The organism is Isorropodon fossajaponicum endosymbiont JTNG4 (assembly GCF_016592615.1).
Classification (GTDB): Bacteria; Pseudomonadota; Gammaproteobacteria; order PS1; family Pseudothioglobaceae; genus Ruthia.
The window spans coordinates 748,319-767,940 of sequence record NZ_AP013043.1; the positions used below are offsets into that span (position 1 = coordinate 748,319).

Sequence of the window (19,622 nt, forward strand, 5' to 3'; positions counted from 1 at the left end):
ATAGTATGACTGAAGTAAGTCAGTATCAACCCTTAAATTGTACTTTTAATACGGTTCAAAGAGTATTTTCTGCAAATATTGAGCAAGCCACTCAAAAACTCTCAGAACAAAGTTTAATTGAGTATTACAATGGTGCTGAATTTTTAGCAAAAATTGGGCAGGGTGATGCCTTATCTATTGCTTTTTTAAAAACCATGCCTTGGGTAGGTGAATTTTATGGCGATGGCAGTATTCAAAAAATTGTAGATTTTGCCTATCAAAAAATATCTAGAACACCCAACAAAGGAGCAGTCGAGCCATTCTTAAATAGCTTTATTGATGTTGTTGGGCATACAAACAATAATCAACTTGATGAGTACCTGAATTTAATTGAATACCATTTAAGTAAAACTACATTTTCAGTGCACGGTATTCATGATACGCACGCCTCCCCATCATTAATAGCCATGCTTGCCAATATGCATTTGTTGTTGGAGCAATTAGAATTTGAAGGTATTTATGAGTGGATTAACTACGGTTTAAGATATTTCCAAGACCACCCTGAGCGGCAAGAGGAGTACTTTTCATTATCAAGTGCGGATTCAAAAGCTGTATTTCAACGTCAAAGAAAGGGTTTGCTGTTTAGTGATATTGAGCGAGAAATTAATTTGTTTCAGCGTGCACTTTGGAAAACGGACTTCATGTACGCGCCATACTCTCCAAATTTTGAAAAGTTAGAACATTTTCATCCTTATTTAGAAGACAAGGTTATTCGTTTGCCTGATATTTATGAGCCATTAAACGGCGTTAATGCTTGTAAGCGTTATATGGCTTTAGTGGCACATCTGATTGTACATCATCAGTTTACCACCAAGATTGTGGCTGATAATGTCTCACCACAGCAGCGATTTTTTACTGAGATTTTTGAAGATGCTCGGGTCGAGTATTTGGCCATTCAAACCTATCCTGGTTTGAAAAATTTATGGTTAAGCCTAATGCCAATCGTTGATGAATTTGACTGTGACGATAAGCATCAATCTTGCTTAAGACACCGCGCCATTATGCTTACACGTGCACTGCTTGATGATAACCACCCTTATAAAAATCAAATTATCCTAGATTACGTTGAAAAATTTAAAGCGTTAATGAGCGCAGGGGCAACAAGCACATCAGACAGTTTAAGCTTTGGTTTAGGGTATTTAATTAAAACAAAAAGTGCTTCAGATGCATTGGCCAGTATTTATTTTGAAAATACCGAGGTGACTTATCGAGATGATAATCGTTCAATGTGGTTGTTTATCGAAGACTTTGATGAAGAGGATAATATTTTTGAACATCAGAAAAAATCTGAAGAAGAAAATGAGGAAGACATTGAAGTAATACCGCCACATTATTATGACGAATGGGATTATACTTATAAGTCTTATAAGCCTGACTGGGTAGCTGTGTATGAGCGACTACATTCACATACTAATGCTTTAAAAATTGAGCAAATTTTAGACAAACATTCAGTTTTGGTTAAGCAGCTTAAAAAAGTACTAGACCTGCTTAAACCACAAAATAAAAAACGCCTACGCTATCAAGAAGAGGGTGCTGAGTTAGATCTTGATATTGCATTGCGCAGTGTAATTGATATTAAAAATGGCTCTCAACCTGATACCAGAATAAATGTTGATTTTGAGCACGATTCTCGCAGTGTATCCGTGTTATTGTTGTTAGATTTATCAGAGTCGTTAAATGAAGTTGTGGGGCAATCTGGACAAACTATTTTAGAACTCTCACAAGAGGCGGTGTCTTTGTTGGCTTGGGCAGTGGAGCAGTTGGGTGATAACTTTGCCATTGCTGGTTTTAATTCTGACACTCGGCAAAAGGTTATGTATTATCATATTAAAGGCTATAGCGAGCATTGGGATGATGCGGTTAAAGCGCGTTTGGCTGATTTGAAGGCCGAATTTTCTACCAGAATGGGTGCTGCTATTCGCCACGGCGCACATTACTTAGATTTACAGCAAAGCGATAAAAAATTAATGTTGATTTTGACCGATGGAGAACCTGCTGATATTGATGTTCATGATCCAAAAACCCTAATTCAAGATACACACAAAGCTGTGCAAGAAGCCCAACAAAAAGGCATGTACCCTTATTGTATTAGTTTGGATAAAAAAGCAGATGAATATATAGCTGATATTTTTGGCTCGCATTATTCGGTGATTGACCGCATTGAGTCTTTGCCTCAAGAGTTGCCAAAATTATTTTTATCATTGACTAAATAATGTTCATTAATACGGTTACTGTTAATATTGATTATCAAGGTCAGCATTATGCATTAAAAGATGTGATAGATATTGAGCATATTATTTACCATGAGGATTTTTACCATTGCATTTATTTACCCATTGCACGATCCAACAATATTGATTTATACTCTTATCAATTAGAAATAATGAATGATGGATCAAGCTATTGTTTTTTCCAATGAAAAAGGATGTATTCAAGGATGTGTTAGTCAAGGTGTTTTGGATTTAGTATTGTTAAAAGAAGTGCATCAAAAGGTAGAATGTTTACCAGCCGTTGAGCATATTATCCAGCAGTATATTCCCAAACTAGAGCGTAGTGATAACATTACTAAGGCGTTGGTAGATACCTATATTTTAGGAAAAAGTAGCAGTTAGTTCTATTCAAACTCTTGTTCTACAAAATCCAAGTCAATTTGAATATTGGAATTATCAAGCAGTTCTAAACACTTTGGTACTGCCAAAAACACTGCACCTAAACAAACTGCAATTGCAGCTGGTTTACCTGGTAAATTGATAATTAAACTACTGCCACGTGTACCTGCAGTTTGACGCGAAAGAATAGCAACTGGAACAGTCCTTAAGCTAACAGTACGCATTTGCTCGGCAAAACCATCAAAAATACGCTCACACACAGCATGTGTAGCTTCGGGAGTAACATCGCGAGTGGTGGGTCCAGTGCCGCCAGTAGTGAGAATAAGGTTGCAGTTTTTATCGTCTGCAAAATCTATCATAGTCTGCTCAATTAAAGTCTGCTCATCTTCAATAATGATGGACTCAACTTCGTAAGGTGACAATATCGCCTGTTGAATCCAAGTTTGCATAGTAGGTCCGCCAATGTCCTGATATTCACCACGAGCAGCGCGGTCTGAAATAGTAATAAATCCAACTTTAATTTTTGTTTTGTTCATTGTGATAGCATTGATTATGTTGAAAATTATAACACTGATTATTAGTGCCAAAATGGCAATATTTACATAATTTTTCTTTATTAGTAATGGTAATAGTATTTTTTGTAATACCGATACTTTGATGGGGCAGGTGTTTTAGATTGCGTGAGAATGCTTCTCTGCTCATACCCAAATAAGAAGAAATAAGAGACTTGTTATAAGGTAATTGAATGGTATTAGATTGCCATTTTTTGTTCGATGTTTTTATGTTTAATAGATTGAAGATTTTGCAAAGCAGTATTGGTTTTTTGTGCGCTCATAACAATGAGGTTATGTGCAAATTTGGAGGATTGTTCCAGTGCATGGTTGAGCACATTAATTGGAATAGACAACATCAATGTGTCGGTAATAGTTTTGGCATTTGCATCAAAAACTTGATGCGTAAACAGACAATGCTCTAACACAGTTTCATTATTACTAATAATTTGTAAAATTTCATTTTGGTTATTGCTTTGTTTAAAGATTTTAACCCAACCCATTAAAACAATATAATAGATGTGTTACTGGATTATTTTCCAAAATAAGCGCTTTATTTTTTGGAATTTGATAAATTCTAGAATGACTAATAATTTGCTCTATTTCATTAACAGGTATATCTTGAAAAAGTGTAATGGTCTAATTTATTGCAATAGTCTAATTTTATTGGACACAAAGATAGCCTTATAATACAAACCATAAGGAGGTCAGTAATGACACAATATAAATCAAGAAAACAACGAGTGACTTTTACCGTTGAACATTCTGTTCAATACCCCCTTGAGGGGGGAACACTAGATTATGCCAAACTCATGGTGCATGAGAATTACACCAATAAAAAAATCATGATAATATCAGGAGCTTGCTCCTCAGCAGTTAGCAGATGGAGAAAACAATACCTAGCAGAGCTTGGTGGACAAACACCAGAGTCAGGCAAAGCGCTGACTTCTGAACAACAAACAATACAACTGCTTGAGAAACAACTTTGGCGCGCACAAAGGGACAATGAAATCTTAAAAAAGGCAACAGCCTTGTTCGCTGTGGACAATCACCAAGTGATATGATTATCAAGATAAACAAGGCTTGCCAACAATACAATACTAAAGAATTATGAGCATTACTCAAACTTCCTCGCAGTAGTTATTACTATCAAGTCAAAGATAAGCGAGTAAACAACAACACCAATGCTATGATTAAATTAATCAAACAAACTGCTATTGAAGTTGGATACACCTATGGCAAACGCAGAATGCGGGTAGTTTTGAATAACCAAGGTTATAACATTGGTATTTACCAAACCGCAACGCTAATGAAAAAAGCCAATTTTCTGGACTAAAAGCAGTAGGAGAGTCTGTTCAGAAACCACTCAAATATTATGATAATAATATCTATGGCTCTATTGTTTTATTTGAAGAGGCTCAAACCGATTTTAATATCTGTAATGGGCATCGCTCTACAAGCTAAAATTTCCCCTTGTGACAAGGGTACTAGAGAATCTTGATGAATGACGTCACCAGATAAGAGTTGCAATATGCAACTACCACAATGCCCTTGACGGCAAGAATGATTAATAAGGACGTTGTGTTGTTCAAGCTCGGTAAGAATGGAGCGGTCTCCATAGACATATAATGATTCAGTTTTACCGTTAATGTTATCAACCTCTATCCTAAACATTTAGCCAGCTACAATTTAAAGCCGTTAAAATCAGAGTCTTGTTCATCCAAAGTATTATCAATAGCACTGACCAAATAAGAGGTAATTTCAGTTTCTTGTGGCGCAACTTGCACATTGTCAGAATCTAGCCAGTGGTTAATCCAAGGCAATGGATTGGTGCATTCATCAAATATGGGGCTTAGGTTTAAAGCTTTCATGCGTACGTTAGTGATGTATTCTAAATATTGTTTTAAAATCTGTGCATTTAAACCAATCATAGAGCCGTCACGGAATAAGTATTCTGTCCAGTCTTTTTCTTGTTCACAAGCTTCTCTAAACATGGTAATTACTTCGCTCTCACACTCTTTGGCAATTTTTTGCATATCAGGGTCATCTTTACCGTCGCGCATCAAATTAAGCATGTATTGGGTGCCTGTTAAATGGAGTGCTTCATCGCGAGCAATCATTTTAATAATCTTGGCATTACCCTCCATAACCTTGCGTTCAGCAAAAGCAAATGAGCAAGCAAAACTAACATAGAACCGTACTGCCTCAAGAATATTGACCGACATAATCGTAAGATAAAGTTGCCTTTTCAAACAGTACAAGTCAATTAACACCTCTTCTTCTTGAATTTTAAGCTTACCCGTACCGTGTAATAAATATGCTTGAGTATATTTAATTAACTCATCATAGTGTCTGGATACACTCTCAGCACGTTGAATAATTTCATCCATTTTCATGATATCATCAAACATCACACCTGGCTCATTAACAATAGCACGAATAATATGCGTATAAGAACGCGAATGAATGGTTTCAGAAAATGACCAAGTTTCAATCCAGTTTTCTAACTCTGGCAATGATACAATTGGCAAAAAAGCAATATTAGGGGCGCGGCCTTGTACTGAATCAAGCAAAATTTGGTATTGTAGATTAGAGATAAAAATATGTTTTTCATTAGGGAGTAATTTAGCAAAATCTATTTTATCTTTGGAAACATCAATCTCTTCTGGACGCCAAAAAAATGAGAGTTGTTTTTCAGTGAGTTTTTCAAATATCTCAAATTTTTGCTTATCAAAACGCGCAATATTCACACTGTCGCCAAAAAACATGGGCTGGGTTAGCGTGTCACTAATTTTTTTGTTAAAGATACTGTACGACATAATATAACTCCCTTATTTTATTTCTAAGCAAAACTTTTAATCTTTTGTTTAGGCTTTAATGTTAATGGTTTTTATCTACTTTATAATTTGCAAACACCATCTACACACGCGTAGTCATCTTCTTTTTCCTGCCAGTCATCGCCACCATCGCGAGTTGTGTGATAATAAAGTGTTTTAATGCCATATTTATAGGCCTTTAACAAGTCCATTAAAAATAGTTTCATCGGTACTCTATTGCCTTCAAATTGTGAAGGGTCATAATGCGTATTGGTAGAAATAGATTGATCTACAAATTTTTGCATAATCCCACAAAGTTGTAGGTAGCCTTCGTTATCTTTAATGTCCCAAAGTAATTCATACTGATTTTTTAATCTTTCATACTCAGGCACAATTTGTTTTAAGATGCCGTCTTTAGATTGTTTGATAGAAACAAACCCTCTAGGTGGCTCAATACCGTTGGTTGAATTAGAAATTTGTGATGAGCTTTCACATGGCATAAGTGCTGTTAAAGTTGAGTTTCTAAGCCCTGTTGATTTAATATCTTGGCGTAGCGTATCCCAATCAAGTTCTAATTTACAATCACAAAATGCATCAATGTCTTTTTTATAAGAATCAATGGGCATAATGCCTTGTGAATATTGAGTTTGAGAAAATAATGGACAGGCGCCTAATTCTTTTGCCAATGTATTTGAGGCTTTTAATGAGTAATATTGTAACGCTTCAAAAGTTTTGTGAATGAGCTGATTGCCCGACCCATCAGAGTATTTCACACCATTTTTGGCTAAATAATAAGCAAGGTTGGTGACACCAATACCAAGTGTACGGCGGTTCTTGCTAGCCAGTTCAGCCGCTTTAATTGGGTAGTCTTGATAATCAAGCAAACAATCCAATGAACGTACAATAATATCAGTTAGAGCTTCCATCTCATCTAAAGAGTCTAATGCACCAAGATTGACCGCTGATAGCGTACAAAGTGCCACTTCACCTTGTTCATCCTGAACTGAGTACAAAGGCTTGGTTGGCAAGGTAATTTCCATGCAAAGATTAGATTGTTTAATAGGGGCTTGCTTGGCATCAAAAGCGCTATGAGTATTGCAATGATCAACATTTTGCAGATAAATACGACCTGTATTAGCACGCTCTTGCATAAACTTGGCAAATAATTCTCTGGCCTTAATGGTTTGTTTTCTAATTGAGTCATCTTGTTCGTATTGCTCATACAAGCGTTTAAACTCTTCTTGGTCGGCAAAAAAAGAATCGTATAAACCAGGCACATCATGGGGTGAAAATAAAGTAATATCATCATCTTTTAAAAAGCGTTGATACATTAAGCCGTTAAATTGCACGCCATAATCAAGATGGCGAATGCGGTTTTCATCGGTGCCTGTGTTATTTTTAAGCACTAACAAGCTTTCAACTTCCAAGTGCCACAAGGGATAAAACAAAGTGGCTGCACCACCGCGTACACCACCCTGGGAGCAAGATTTAACCGCAGTATGAAAGTGTTTATAAAAAGGAATACAGCCTGTATGTGTTGCCTCGCCACCACGAATGGGACTGCCAATTGCGCGAATTTTGCCACCATTAATACCAATGCCAGCACGCTGAGAAACGTACTTTACAATAGCACCAGCAGCAGCACTGATTGAATCTAAATCATCATCTACCTCAATCAATACACAAGATGAAAACTGGCGTGTGGGGGTTCTAACGCCCGCCATAATAGGGGTAGGAAGAGATATTTTAAATAAACTTACTGCGTCATAAAAGCGTTTCACAATATCCATGCGTACATTGGCTTCATACTCTTGAAATAAACACATACCCACCAATACATAAAGCAATTGTGGCGATTCGTAAATTTCGCCAGTGACACGATTTTGGACTAGGTATTTGCCCTCTAATTGCTTAACTGCAGCATAGGAAAACTTCATATCACGCCAATGGTCAATATAGGCATCTAGGGTTTCAATCTCTTCTTTTGAGTATTTATTAAGAATATCTTTGTCATAAATACCCAAATCTGTGAATTTTTCAATATGTTCAAAAAGCGGGGGCGGGGTGAAAGATTTAAATGCCTTTTTACGCAAATGAAAAATAGCCAAACGTGCCGCTAAGTATTGATAATCTGGCACCTCTATTGAGATTAAATCTGCTGCTGATTTAATAATGGTTTCATGGATGTCTTCTGTTTTAATACCATCAAAAAATGCCAACTGCGCGTTAATTTCAACCTGACTCACGCTAACGCCTTTTAAATCTTGTGAAGCCCAGTGCACAACGCGATGAATTTTTTCCATATCAATGGATTCTTGTTGCCCATTACGCTTGATGACTTTGATGTCTTGGTTCATTAGTGTTCCTAGTAAAAAACACTACATATAGTGTTAGTAAAAGTTAATTGCAACTAAATATAGTGTATTTGGATTATTTTTGCAAGTGCAAAATATTGCAATTTATGGATAAAAATGCTTAAAATATTGCTACGAAAGGGATTGCTAGATTGAAAAAAAATTAGCATCATTTTTGACAAAAATATTACCGATTTATAATGTATTTTGGTTGTAAAAATCATAAAGCCTGGTGTGGCAATCTTTTTAGAGGTTAATGTTTAAAAAAATATTTTCCGTTTGATTTTTAACCTTGTTTAGCCCGTTAACTTTCTTTTAAGAATTTTTCCAACACTGGATTTTGGCAATGAGTCAATCCACTGAATTTTTCTTGGAATTTTGTAATGAGCTAAATGCTCTTTACAATAATCAATCAATGCTTGTTTTTCTAACTTTGAACTGGGTTTTTTCACCACAAATGCTTTGACAATTTGACCACTTATTTCACGCTCAATACCAACACAAGCAGATTCTACAACGTCAGAATGTTGATTAAGTACTTGTTCTACCTCGCAAGGATAAACATTAAACCCTGATACAATAATCATATCTTTGAGCCGATCAACAATAAATATTCGCCCTTGTTCGTCCATATAGCCCATATCACCACTAAGAAAGTATCCATCTTGAGTAAATACTTGTTGATTTAAGGTTTGTTTATGCCAATAAGATGCCATCACCTGAGGGCCTTTAATGCTTATTTCGCCAATTTCATTTGTTTTTAGTGCTTGGTGAGATTTGTCTAAAATTTTGATTTTTGTTTCTATTAAAGGCTTACCAACAGAACCACTAAATTTATTGGTTTGATACCCTTCAGCACTAACCACAGGTGAACATTCAGTTAATCCATAGCCCTGCACAATTGGCTTTCCAGTGGTTGACTGCCACTGGTCTGAGATATTTTTATCCAGTGACATACCACCTGAGATGGCTACCTTTAATGTTGACCAGTTTAAAATTTTAAAATCCTTATGCTTAACCAATACACCAAATAAAGTATTAACACCTGTAATCACATCAACATGGTATTTTTTTAAAGGTGTTATTAATTGCTTTATTTCTCTAGGGTTAAGCACCAAAATATTATTGCCTTTAATATGGACAAATAACAAACAATTAATCGTTAATGCAAAAATATGATAAAGCGGTAGGGCGGTTAAAATCAGGCTATTTTGATTAATACTTTTAGGCAGCCAGTACTCTAATTGGTGAATATTCGCCAAAATATTTTTATGCTCAAGTGTGGCTGCTTTTAACACCCCGCTGGTACCACCTGTGTATTGTAATAATGCCACTGTATTTTGAAAGGTTTGTTGGCTTAGGGCAGCTGATGTGTTGTTTAAAATTTTATGTAGTGTGGTATAGTGGACATTTTTGATTTTTTTGATAAGAAATACATTGCGTTTAATGCAGGTGATTAAATTAAGCGCATAACGTTTTATTAAAGGCTGTAAGTCGCCTATTTCAACAGTGATGACTTGCCGTATGTCGGTGTTTTTAAGAATAGGCTTGAGTGTTTTATAGAAAATTTTAGCAATGATGATGGTTTTGACTTGTGCATCTAAGCATTGTTTTAAAACTTCATCACTGGTGTAGAGCGGGTTAATTAAGGTTATAGTTTTATCACTATACCAAGTGCCAAACAAACCCACTGGAAAGGATAAAAGATTGGGCATCATAATTGCCACTGTGCCATTATCAGCATGACTTGATAAATAATTAGCTAGGCTAATACTATGTTGATAAAGTTTTTTATAACTAATTGGGGTGTCTAGACCTACAAATGCCTGATGATTAGGCGTGGTATTTTTAGCGTTATCAAGTAGTTGGGTTAAGTGATTGATACTAGACCGCATGATTTTCAACCAATTGACTGGCAAAATGATTGAGTGATTTTTGATTAAACACAATTGCTTGTCTGCCAAGTTGATAAAGAAAATCTAAGTATTCATCATCACTATTATCAAGATTTGCCGAATGTGATGGCTTAATAAAGGGATTAATCCTAAAATAGTTTGAACCCTTACCGTAAACGGTATTTAGTTGATAGTCACAAACCTCTGATAAAGAAGTAGTAACCAAATTACTGCCAGCATCACGCCATTCAACCGCTCCCCAATGCTTAATAGTATCACAATCTAGGTGCGTGTCTTGTCTACCAGTGCCAAGTGATAATAACACTGTATTGACAAAATAAAGATTGGGGTTGAGACGCCTAAATTCCGCATAAGCGGAAAGGGCAGGATTGACAGCAAAAATACCACCATCAACAAAACAATGTCGATTTAAGCCATCCACTGTTGTAATATTAGCAGGTGGAAAATAGGTAATGGCAGAAGTGGCAGCGCGCATAGCATCCTTTAAATAGTAATTGTGTTTTTCATTTGTAGTTGCTTTGTGTTGGCGAAAAAAATAATTTTCTCCTTGCGTTAAATCATAAACTGGAATTAAACAAGGTTTTAGTAATTCTTTCAATGTTTGGCTAGCAAAATATTGCTGATAAACAAGATTAACACCCTCGACGTCATACTTCACATCTAGTAGTCCTGAGGCGGACTTAACCTCTTGCATAAAAGAGGATTGAAATATTGTTTTAGAATGTTCTAAATACAATTGTACAATATCATTGGCAGTGTATTTTGGTCTACCACTTTCATCAGGCGTTAATAAACCAGCAATAATTAAGCCACCTGTAGAAGTACCTGCAAATAAATCAAAATAATCAGCAAGTCTAGCGTCAGCATTGCCACTCAATTGTTGTATTTTTTCTTCCAGATAAGACAAAATAACCGCAGGCACAATGCCTCTTACACCCCCGCCATCAATCGAAAGAATTCGGGTATGAATATTGGGTTTTTTATGAGTAGTTTTCAAAAACACCTGCTGCCCCCATACCACCACCAATACACATTGTGACCATGCCATAACGTGAATGGGTTCTATTTAAGTGATGTAGTAAAGTCGAAGTTCTAATACTGCCTGTTGCTCCCAAAGGATGACCCAGTGCAATCGCACCGCCTAATGGATTAACAATATCAGGGTTAAGGTTTAATTCTTGAATAACTGCAAGACTTTGTGCTGCAAATGCTTCGTTTAACTCAATATGTTTAATTTCAGATAGGTCGATATGACACTGTTTTAACACCTTAGGGATGGCTAAAATCGGACCAATACCCATGATTTTTGGATTAACACCACTCACAGCAAAGCCCATAAAACGAGCCACTGGTTTTAAATTAAATAATTTTAATGCTTTTTCACTGCAAAGCATCACTGCAGATGCGCCATCGCTCATTTGTGAACTATTACCAGCAGTCACTGAACCATTGGCATGAAAAGCGCCTTTAAGTTTAGATAATTGCTCTATAGAAGTGTCAAATCGAACGCCTTCATCCTCAGAAACAACACTCAAAGTTTGCATTGTTTCTTTTGTGTCTAGGTTGTAAGTTTTGCTTATAACCTTATAAGGCTTGATTTCATCTTTAAAATAATTTTGCTTAACAGCATGAATGACCTTTTGATGAGATTCAAATGAAAATTGGTCTTGAGCATCTCGACTAATTTTGTATTTTGTCACCACTTGTTCTGCGGTTGTGCCCATGCCATAAGCAATGCCTAAATTATCACTCTTAAAGACTTTAATATTAAAAGCAGGCTGATGTCCCATCATTGGAATCATACTCATAGATTCCACACCACCAGCCACCATAACATCCGCCTCTCCTAGACGAATTTTATCTGCCGCATAGGCGATAGATTGTAAGCCTGAGGCGCAAAAACGATTGATTGTCACCCCAGATACAGAATTAGGGTAGTGAGCAAGCAGGGCGGATATTCGGGCAATATTAAGCCCTTGTTGCGCCTCTGGCATTGCACAGCCAATCACAACATCATCAATCATGCCGGGATCAATACTGGGGTTATCTAGTAATAAAGCTTTTAAAACAAAACTTAATAAATCATCAGGGCGTACTTGGCTAAATACACCGCCTGCCTTACCAACAGGTGTTCTGATACTGCTAACAATATAGGCATCTTGTGTCATTTTAATTCCTCAGTGGCTTATGTTTAACCAGCATGTGTTCAATTCTATCTTGAGTTTTATCTTCTTTCAATAGTTCAATGAAGTGTTTTTTTTCTAAATTTAATAAATATTGGCTATCGACTTTAGTCTCAGACTCTAATTCACCACCACAAAGCGTATCTGCAATTTTCTGAGCAATGAGTTCATCATGCTCAGAGATAAACTCGCCAGTTCTCATATTAACCAATTGCGCCAATAAGTTGGCCTTTGCCGTCGCACCTCCGATTTTAAAATTTTGGTTTGGATTTTCTTGACGATAATGCTGTTTAATCATTAGTTGGGCTTGTTGTTTGGCAACATAAAGCAACTCAAGTCTTTGACTAATGATTAAATCTCCCTCATCTAAATATCCCATATCAACAGCTTGCTTTGCACTTGTTGATACTTTCGCCAGTCCAATTTGCTCAAAATATTGAGCTAATTTTTGAAAAATATCTTTATGCTTAGCAGCACGTCTTGCCATTTCCTTACAGCCACCACCAGCAGGTAATAATCCAACACCCGCTTCTACCAAGCCAATATAACTTTCTACATAAGCCACACGCTTATCACAATGCATCATCATCTCGCAACCGCCACCCAGCACTAAACCTTCAATAACAGCAATACTTGGCACTTTGCTATATTTGAGCGCCATTAATGTTTGTTGAAGCAGTTCAATCACTTCATTGGTGGGTTTTAAATTTTCAATATTGGGCAAGTTGGGTTTGAGCAGTTGCCAAACTTTTTTCTTAGCTTGAGTGAGTAGGTTTTGATTTTCAATCATGCCTAATTTTGCACCTGCAATAATCTCATAAAGATTAGCACCTGCACAAAATGGTGCACTGTCTTGCCAAAGAATGATTGCTTTAAAATCTTGCTCAGCGATTTTAATAGCTTGTTTTAATGAATTAATCGCTTCTAAATTAAGCGTGTGTAGTTTAGTTTTTAAACTAAAAATACCAATACCATCATTATCGTGAAAGAATCTGGCTGAATCATTTTCAAAAATCGTTTGACCTTGTGGCTTAATACGCTCATCCATTAAGGTGGGGCGGTAAAGCTGATGGTGATAAACAGAATGATTGGAGTAAGTTATATAGGATTTTTCTATAGGTGAATAAGCGCCTTTATCAGTATAAAAATGAGCAACATTATTAAGCCAATCTGGATTTATTACGTGTTCGTCATCTTCTAAAAATAAAGCCAATGATTGCTTGACATTATTAGAGTGCCAAAATTCAAAAATCCCCAATGTCCAACCAAACCCCCAACGCAACGCCCAATCAATATCTCGGACAGAGCAAGCAATATTTTGAATATGATAAGCGCTATAAAAGCAAGTGTCTTTAATAATAGAATATAAAAATTGAGCTTGAGGATGTGCGTTATTTTTAAGAAGAGCAATCTGTTGCGAGGTGTCTTTTTTTAAAATCGCTTCAACAGAAGCGTCTATGTCATAATCAGCCTCAAGATAAGTTTGACTCTCAATTTGATAAGTCTTAATCACCCCTTGTTCTTTTTTGTAAAATCCAGCCTTGGTTTTTACACCCAAAAGGTGGTTTTCTACCATGGTGCCCAACCAGGTAGGTGTTTTAAAATAATGACGCCAAGGGTCGTTTGGATGTGCATGATAAAATTGCTCAAACACATGTTTTAAAATATCTAAACCAACTAAGTCAGCAGTTCTGAAAGTGGCACTTTTAGGTCGTTTGAGTCGCTTGCCTGTGAGCGCATCAACTGTATCAAAACTTAACGATAATCGCTGGGCGTGATAAAGACACGCAGCGATTGAAAACACCCCGATTCGATTAGCAATAAAGCCAGAAGTATCCTTAGCATGCAAAATATTTTTACCCAATTCTGAGGTAAAAAATTCCTCTAAAGTATCTAGGATTTTCTTGTCCGTTTGTGCACTAGGGACGAGTTCAATGAGTGGCATATAGCGTGGTGGATTAAAAAAATGAATGCCACAAAATCGAGATTGAAGCTTACCCAAATTTTCTCCAATCTGGTTAATACTTAAACTTGAGGTATTGCTTGCTAAAATAACTTGACTAGACAAATAAGGCATTATTTTTTTAAGCAATGCTTGTTTGGCATCAAGGCTTTCAACAATCACCTCAATGACCAAATCACAGGCTAATAACTGTTTTAAGTCGTCCTCAAAACTAACGGGCGTGATCCAAGATTGTTGCTGAGGATGTGTGAGCGCCTCAGGTTTAAAATGGATAATACTATCTAAATCTTGTTTAACATGGTCTTGATGACCAAATAACAACGTAGGAATATTAGCATTTGCAAATACACCTGCAATTTGAACGCCCATAACGCCACTACCTAAAATACCAACTTGGTTAATTTTCATAATCATCCACCTTTAAAATTTGACGCCTCAACTGAGTTAAATTAGATAAAAGTTGGCGCTCTTGACTGGTTATTTTCTCTTGATTTAGTAATGTGTCAATTGCTTCAGGTGTATCTGTGTATTTAACATTTTTGTATACTCCTTCGGCCTTTAATGCAAATTTATAAGTTTGTTCTAATTCATCAAGTGGTGTGTCTTTGACAAGCAAAACATCATCGGTTAAATCTTCTTTAAGATTTTTATCGTGAATGAGTTGGTTAATAATTTTATTTTGCAAGTCAATAGAAGGCTTGGCTTGACTAATTCCTCTTGGTAAAACCAGCCATTTAAAAGCCCAAGTATATTTGAATTGATCACAAATTTCTTTTAGTAATAATTGTGACTCATAAACATAGTTTTGTGCTGTCCATTTGAGCAGATCATCAAAATGACTATCCAGCGTTTCTACGTACTTCAACAAAGTAGAAATACCATACATCTTAATCAGTAAATCAGCAAACAACCCATTCATACTTTCTTGAAATTTAATGCTTGAGCCATGTTTGATTAATGCCATTTCAACCAAAAAGGCAAAGCTTGCGCTTATACTGCTAAGTTGCTGATAATAAGGCCTAGTGATGCTTTTTATATTTTTTGGGGTGATGGCAACTTTGCCATTGCTTAGTGCAAAAATAAAGCTTTTAGCCTTAACGGCAGATAAATAAGCAAGATGTTTACCCAGTGTTTTATTAAATGAGACATAATCTTGATTTTCTAAACTTGTTAGCTCATCTTTTAAGAAAGGGTGACAACGCATTAACCCTTGGCCAAATATAATCATTGATCTGGTTAAAATATTTGCTCCTTCAACTGTAATGGCAATTGGAATACTTTGATAAATATTGGCCAAATAGTTACGCTTACCAAGCATGACTGTTTTGCCACCATGAATATCCATGGCTCGATTAACATTAACCCTTAACAATTCAGTATGATGATATTTTAAAATTGCAGAACTGATAGATGGATTAAGCCCCTGATCTAGCAAACTTAAATGAAAATCACTCATGGCTTTCATAACCAGTACATCTGCTGCCATGAGTACAATTTTCTCAGCCACACCTTGAAAACAATACAAAGATTGCTTAAATTGCTTTCTAATAAGTGCGTATTCAATTGAAGTCTTAAGGCTTAACTGAACACCAGATGATGACAAAGAGGGGAGTGATACACCCCTGCCTAATGATAATGATTCCATCAACATCGACCAACCTTGTCCAATCATCGCTTGACCGCCAATCAAAGCAGACATTGGGATAAACACATCCTTGCCTTGGTGTGGTCCATTGCTAAATTCTGAGCCAATAGGGTGATGACATCGACCGATACTAATACCTGCTAAGGTACTATCAATCAAAGCACAAGTAATACCTAGGTTGATTTTTTTACCAATTAGCCCATCAGGGTCATATGTTTTAAAAGCAAGCCCAATTAGGGTTGCTATTGGCGCAAGCGTGGTATAACGCTTATCCCAATTAAGTAAAATACCTAAAGTTTTCTCACTTTGATAGTTTTGATAACAAACCACGCCAGAATCCGTCATTGCGCCTGCATCTGAGCCTGCTTCAGTTGAGGTTAATGCAAAGCAAGGAATGTGTTCACCTGTTGCTAATTTGGGCAACAAATCTTGTTTTTGTTGGTCTGTGCCATGATGTGAAATTAACTCTGCAGGTCCTAATGAGTTTGGCACCATAACCGTGACTGCTAATGACACATCACAACTAGAGAGTTGGGTTAAAATTTTTGCATGCGCCTTTGCTGAAAATGCTAAGCCGCCATATTTTTTAGGAATATTAAGCGCCCAAAATCCTTCTGATTTTATTTGATTTAGGGTTTTGTCTGTTAATCCAAATTGGTTAAAAGTATCACATAGCGCACTCACATGATTATCAATAAACGCTTGTTCTTGGTTAGATAATAGCTTACTTTTAACAGACAACAACTCATCCCAATCAAGTTGATTGCTAAATAATTGCGACTCCCAATGAGTGTCACCGCTTTCCATGGCAACTTTTTCACTATCACCAATCAAAGGTTTTTTATGATTAAATAACTTAATAACAATAGGCTTGATGAAAAGTAATCTAAAAGATGGGACAACCAATATCAAATTAGCCAGTAATAAAAATAGTCCAAGCCCCCATACAATGAATAGATTTAACTGCAAAGCAATAAGAAAATAAAGGCTCACAAGGGAAAGAGTAAGCACAAAGAATGCAAAATACCGCTCAATTCTAACAAATAAGGCAGTGATTACAATAACTAATATCAGGTAATACAATACAAGCATAAACCTATCATAACCTTTTTTTTACAAGCAGTGTTATTGAAAAATCAACTAAATTGGTAGGGCAATCAATTGAGAGTCATCCAATCCATTTTCAAACAACAATTTACTTAAGTAAATTAACACTTCAGCTGGCGTACAAAGATACACCACAGACTGGTTAACAATTGACAAATCTAGCGCGCTAAAAATCTGCTTTGCTATACTTTTTAGCAATCATTTTTTTTTGATAACGGTCAAATTCACAAGCAATAGAATGATAGGTATATTTATCTATCATTGTTTGCCAAGATTTGGCGTGATTATCTAAATAAGGTGCTGATTCAGTAGCAGGGTAGGCCCAATAAAAATGCATTGAGTTGGACATTTGTAGCGAAAAAGCATGTTCAACTAGACCCCTAATTGAAGCAAAACCACCATCCCAAGCAATAAACAACATAGGCAATGTCGAGGCTTCTTTAAGAACAAATATACCCTTAGGACCCTTTAAGGCTACTTTACTTTTAACTTTAAGTGATTTGTTAAAAATAGCTTGTGCAAAAGCGTCAGGCTTGTTGTTACGAATATGAAATTCTTTTGAAATATTTATCCAAACTTTAGTTTTTGGTAAACTATTCTTAAAACTAATTTATCTAGCAATGGGCTTATTCAGTAAATACAAAAAACAAAAAAAGAAGTTTGATAAAAATCAGGACTGGCGTAAAGATTTAAAACGCAATAATGCGCTAAAAAATATCGCAGAACAACAAGGATTTTCTTTTAAAGAAAACATTGATACAAATAGTAATTTAGATATACTTTGTCCTAAGAAAGGACTAAGTTTGAATTATGCAGAAATAAGCCCAGACCAAGTCAAAATTTTAAAACAATGTGACGCTGAAAGTAGTGCTGACGAATTGATGAAAATTCTAAAAAGAACACACAAGACAAGATTCAAGAATGATATTTTAAATCCACTACTTGAATATGGTTTTTTTGAACGAACCATTCCAGAAAAACCCAAAAGTCCAAAACAAAAATACAGACTTACCAAACAGTTTGTTAATGTAAATTCGATATAAGCGTAAATTTTGGCTAAAAACCCTATTTTTTAGCTCTTAGCTCTAAATTCTTATTTTTACAAGCTTTTATAGAAAAGTAATGACTGAACCTTAAACTTATATAAAATCGTTTAAAAATAAAGAAAAAATTTTATTTTTTATAAGTTCAAGCGTTTGGTGGTATTGGATATTTCAGCGCAATGGTGTGGGCCTTGTAAAGATTTAGAGCCTGTGATTAAATCAGTTGCTAATGAGTGTGATGAGCGTGATTTTTTATTAACAAAGTTAGAGGCTGGAGATGAGAATATAAAGATTGCTGGTCGTTACCATGTGCGTGAATTTCCAACCGTTATTGCCTTTATTAAGAATCGCTTTCACTCGGTACAATCACACGATTTTATTCGTTGTTTTATTGATAAAAATTTGGCTAAATTTAAATGAAAACAGGTATTTTACTAACCAATCTTGGCACACCAGATGCGCCTACAAGGGTTGCTTTAAAGCGATATTTATCTGAATTCTTATCAGACCCTAGAGTTGTTGACCCGCCTAATAAATTAATATGGTGGCTGGCATTAAATGTCGTTATTCTCAATATCAGGCCTAAAAAATCAGCCAAAAATTACGCCAAGATTTGGAATAAAATTGGTGCTGGCTCTCCCTTACTAAGTATCACTAAGTTGCAATTACAAGGCGTTAAAAAAACATTGCTTGAACAACATGAAAACTTAGTATTTGAGGTGGGTATGCGTTATGGAAATCCTTCTATTTCATCAGCTTTAGATAAGTTATACGCCCAAGGTTGTGAAAAAATCATTGTCTTACCACTTTATCCTCAATATTCAAACACAACGACACTTTCAACATTAGACGCCATTAACCAAACATTGGACTCTTGGGTGCAAAAGCCAGAAATAGCCTTCATTGAGTATTATTATGACAATAATGGCTATCTTCAATCTCTTGCTAATTCGGTGTTAGAGCATCAAACTAAGTATGGAAAGCCAGATAAATTAATGATTTCATTTCACGGCATTCCTCAGCGATATGTTGATAATGGCGATGTATATTATGATCATTGCGTTAGCACGGCTAAGTTACTTGCTAAAAAGCTAGATTTGGATGAAAGTGACTACTTATTCAGTTTTCAATCTATTTTTGGACGAGAGCCGTGGACCAAGCCACAAACCAAAGAAAGATTAAAAGCGTTGGCCGGTGACGGTGTTGCGCATATTCAAGTTATTTGTCCAGGATTTTCGGCCGATTGTTTGGAGACCTTAGAAGAGATTGAATGTGAAAATCGTGATTATTTTATCCAAGCTGGTGGTTGCCAGTTTAGCTACATTCCTGCATTAAATGATAGAGACGACCACATAAAGATGCTCATCGATTTAATTTCCACTCATTTATGACTACT

At 35.9% G+C, this 19,622-nt stretch carries 20 protein-coding genes and 1 pseudogene; 9 read left to right on the forward strand and 12 right to left on the reverse strand.

Annotation, left to right across the window (positions count from 1 at the left end; all coding sequences use genetic code 11):
* Window positions 1-5 precede the first annotated feature (5 nt).
* Genes CVFO_RS04480 through CVFO_RS04490 form a run of 3 tightly spaced genes read left to right on the forward strand, consistent with a single transcriptional unit; the run spans window position 6 to window position 2,651 of the window.
* Entirely contained in the window at window positions 6-2,252 is a 2,247-nt protein-coding gene (locus CVFO_RS04480) for a nitric oxide reductase activation protein NorD (RefSeq protein WP_201338885.1), read from the forward strand.
* Window positions 2,252-2,458 carry a hypothetical protein gene (locus CVFO_RS04485; protein ID WP_201338886.1) on the forward strand — a complete coding sequence of 69 codons (207 nt, stop codon included), beginning with the start codon at window positions 2,252-2,254 and terminating at the stop codon, window positions 2,456-2,458. Before CVFO_RS04480 ends, CVFO_RS04485 begins: the two co-directional genes overlap by 1 nt.
* Complete coding sequence (locus CVFO_RS04490) at window positions 2,427-2,651, forward strand: hypothetical protein (protein ID WP_225879207.1); 225 nt, start codon at window positions 2,427-2,429, stop codon at window positions 2,649-2,651. The genes CVFO_RS04485 and CVFO_RS04490 overlap by 32 nt, the downstream gene beginning before the upstream one ends.
* A gap of 2 nt (window positions 2,652-2,653) precedes the next feature.
* Here the strand turns inward: CVFO_RS04490 and mog are convergent, their stop codons facing one another.
* The 3 genes from mog to CVFO_RS04505 are packed head-to-tail and all read right to left on the reverse strand — an operon-like array spanning window position 2,654 to window position 3,702.
* A complete protein-coding gene (gene mog / locus CVFO_RS04495) occupies window positions 2,654-3,184 on the reverse strand; it encodes a molybdopterin adenylyltransferase (RefSeq protein ID WP_201338888.1) in 531 nt (176 codons plus the stop codon).
* Window positions 3,165-3,350, reverse strand: a complete 186-nt coding sequence (locus CVFO_RS09480; protein WP_425352093.1) for a helix-turn-helix domain-containing protein — start codon at window positions 3,348-3,350, stop codon at window positions 3,165-3,167. The genes mog and CVFO_RS09480 overlap by 20 nt, the downstream gene beginning before the upstream one ends.
* A 49-nt stretch (window positions 3,351-3,399) precedes the next feature.
* Window positions 3,400-3,702, reverse strand: a complete 303-nt coding sequence (locus CVFO_RS04505) for a Crp/Fnr family transcriptional regulator (RefSeq protein ID WP_201338889.1) — start codon at window positions 3,700-3,702, stop codon at window positions 3,400-3,402.
* Window positions 3,703-3,912: 210 nt separating this feature from the next.
* On the opposite strand from CVFO_RS04505, the gene CVFO_RS04510 reads away from it, so the two are divergent.
* The 3 genes and pseudogenes from CVFO_RS04510 to CVFO_RS09490 all read left to right on the forward strand — a co-directional run.
* Window positions 3,913-4,263, forward strand: a complete 351-nt coding sequence (locus CVFO_RS04510; RefSeq protein ID WP_201338890.1) for a transposase — start codon at window positions 3,913-3,915, stop codon at window positions 4,261-4,263.
* 125 nt (window positions 4,264-4,388) lie between these two features.
* A complete protein-coding gene (locus tag CVFO_RS09595; RefSeq protein ID WP_201338891.1) occupies window positions 4,389-4,535 on the forward strand; it encodes an IS3 family transposase in 147 nt (48 codons plus the stop codon).
* Window positions 4,523-4,612, forward strand: a pseudogene (locus CVFO_RS09490) (SDR family NAD(P)-dependent oxidoreductase); the annotation flags it as partial. The gene CVFO_RS09595 and the pseudogene CVFO_RS09490, both read left to right, overlap by 13 nt.
* Here CVFO_RS09490 and CVFO_RS04520 read toward each other — a convergent pair.
* The 9 genes from CVFO_RS04520 to CVFO_RS04560 form a co-directional block, all read right to left on the reverse strand.
* Complete coding sequence (locus tag CVFO_RS04520) at window positions 4,604-4,873, reverse strand: 2Fe-2S iron-sulfur cluster-binding protein (RefSeq protein WP_201338892.1); 270 nt, start codon at window positions 4,871-4,873, stop codon at window positions 4,604-4,606. The pseudogene CVFO_RS09490 and the gene CVFO_RS04520 sit on opposite strands and share 9 nt — an antisense overlap.
* A gap of 8 nt (window positions 4,874-4,881) precedes the next feature.
* On the reverse strand, window positions 4,882-6,018 hold the full coding sequence (gene nrdB, locus CVFO_RS04525; RefSeq protein ID WP_201338893.1) for a class Ia ribonucleoside-diphosphate reductase subunit beta: 1,137 nt from the start codon (window positions 6,016-6,018) through the stop codon (window positions 4,882-4,884).
* Between the two features lie 80 nt (window positions 6,019-6,098).
* Window positions 6,099-8,372, reverse strand: coding sequence for a class 1a ribonucleoside-diphosphate reductase subunit alpha (gene nrdA / locus CVFO_RS04530; RefSeq protein WP_201338894.1), 2,274 nt, complete (start codon window positions 8,370-8,372; stop codon window positions 6,099-6,101).
* Window positions 8,373-8,665: 293 nt separating this feature from the next.
* The gene (locus CVFO_RS04535) at window positions 8,666-10,264 is read right to left on the reverse strand and encodes an AMP-binding protein (protein ID WP_201338895.1); all 1,599 of its coding nucleotides are present in this window, start codon (window positions 10,262-10,264) and stop codon (window positions 8,666-8,668) included.
* Window positions 10,254-11,282 carry a patatin-like phospholipase family protein gene (locus CVFO_RS04540; protein ID WP_201338896.1) on the reverse strand — a complete coding sequence of 343 codons (1,029 nt, stop codon included), beginning with the start codon at window positions 11,280-11,282 and terminating at the stop codon, window positions 10,254-10,256. The genes CVFO_RS04535 and CVFO_RS04540 overlap by 11 nt, the downstream gene beginning before the upstream one ends.
* Window positions 11,266-12,453, reverse strand: a complete 1,188-nt coding sequence (locus CVFO_RS04545) for an acetyl-CoA C-acyltransferase (RefSeq protein ID WP_201338897.1) — start codon at window positions 12,451-12,453, stop codon at window positions 11,266-11,268. Before CVFO_RS04545 ends, CVFO_RS04540 begins: the two co-directional genes overlap by 17 nt.
* Window position 12,454: 1 nt before the next feature.
* Window positions 12,455-14,839 (reverse strand): 3-hydroxyacyl-CoA dehydrogenase/enoyl-CoA hydratase family protein, encoded by a 2,385-nt coding sequence (locus CVFO_RS04550; protein ID WP_201338898.1) that lies wholly within the window; start codon window positions 14,837-14,839, stop codon window positions 12,455-12,457.
* The gene (locus CVFO_RS04555; protein WP_225879208.1) at window positions 14,829-17,069 is read right to left on the reverse strand and encodes an acyl-CoA dehydrogenase; all 2,241 of its coding nucleotides are present in this window, start codon (window positions 17,067-17,069) and stop codon (window positions 14,829-14,831) included. The genes CVFO_RS04550 and CVFO_RS04555 overlap by 11 nt, the downstream gene beginning before the upstream one ends.
* Before the next feature lie 280 nt (window positions 17,070-17,349).
* Window positions 17,350-17,604, reverse strand: coding sequence for a ferredoxin reductase domain-containing protein (locus tag CVFO_RS04560; RefSeq protein WP_201338900.1), 255 nt, complete (start codon window positions 17,602-17,604; stop codon window positions 17,350-17,352).
* A gap of 199 nt (window positions 17,605-17,803) precedes the next feature.
* Here CVFO_RS04560 and CVFO_RS04565 point away from each other — a divergent pair, with 199 nt between their 5' ends.
* The 3 genes from CVFO_RS04565 to hemH all read left to right on the forward strand — a co-directional run bounded on the left by CVFO_RS04565 (window position 17,804) and on the right by hemH (window position 19,617).
* The gene (locus CVFO_RS04565; RefSeq protein ID WP_201338901.1) at window positions 17,804-18,226 is read left to right on the forward strand and encodes a Fic family protein; all 423 of its coding nucleotides are present in this window, start codon (window positions 17,804-17,806) and stop codon (window positions 18,224-18,226) included.
* A gap of 156 nt (window positions 18,227-18,382) precedes the next feature.
* Window positions 18,383-18,646 (forward strand): thioredoxin family protein, encoded by a 264-nt coding sequence (locus CVFO_RS04570; protein WP_225879209.1) that lies wholly within the window; start codon window positions 18,383-18,385, stop codon window positions 18,644-18,646.
* Complete coding sequence (gene hemH, locus CVFO_RS04575; RefSeq protein ID WP_201338903.1) at window positions 18,643-19,617, forward strand: ferrochelatase; 975 nt, start codon at window positions 18,643-18,645, stop codon at window positions 19,615-19,617. Before CVFO_RS04570 ends, hemH begins: the two co-directional genes overlap by 4 nt.
* The last annotated feature ends 5 nt before the right edge of the window (window positions 19,618-19,622 follow it).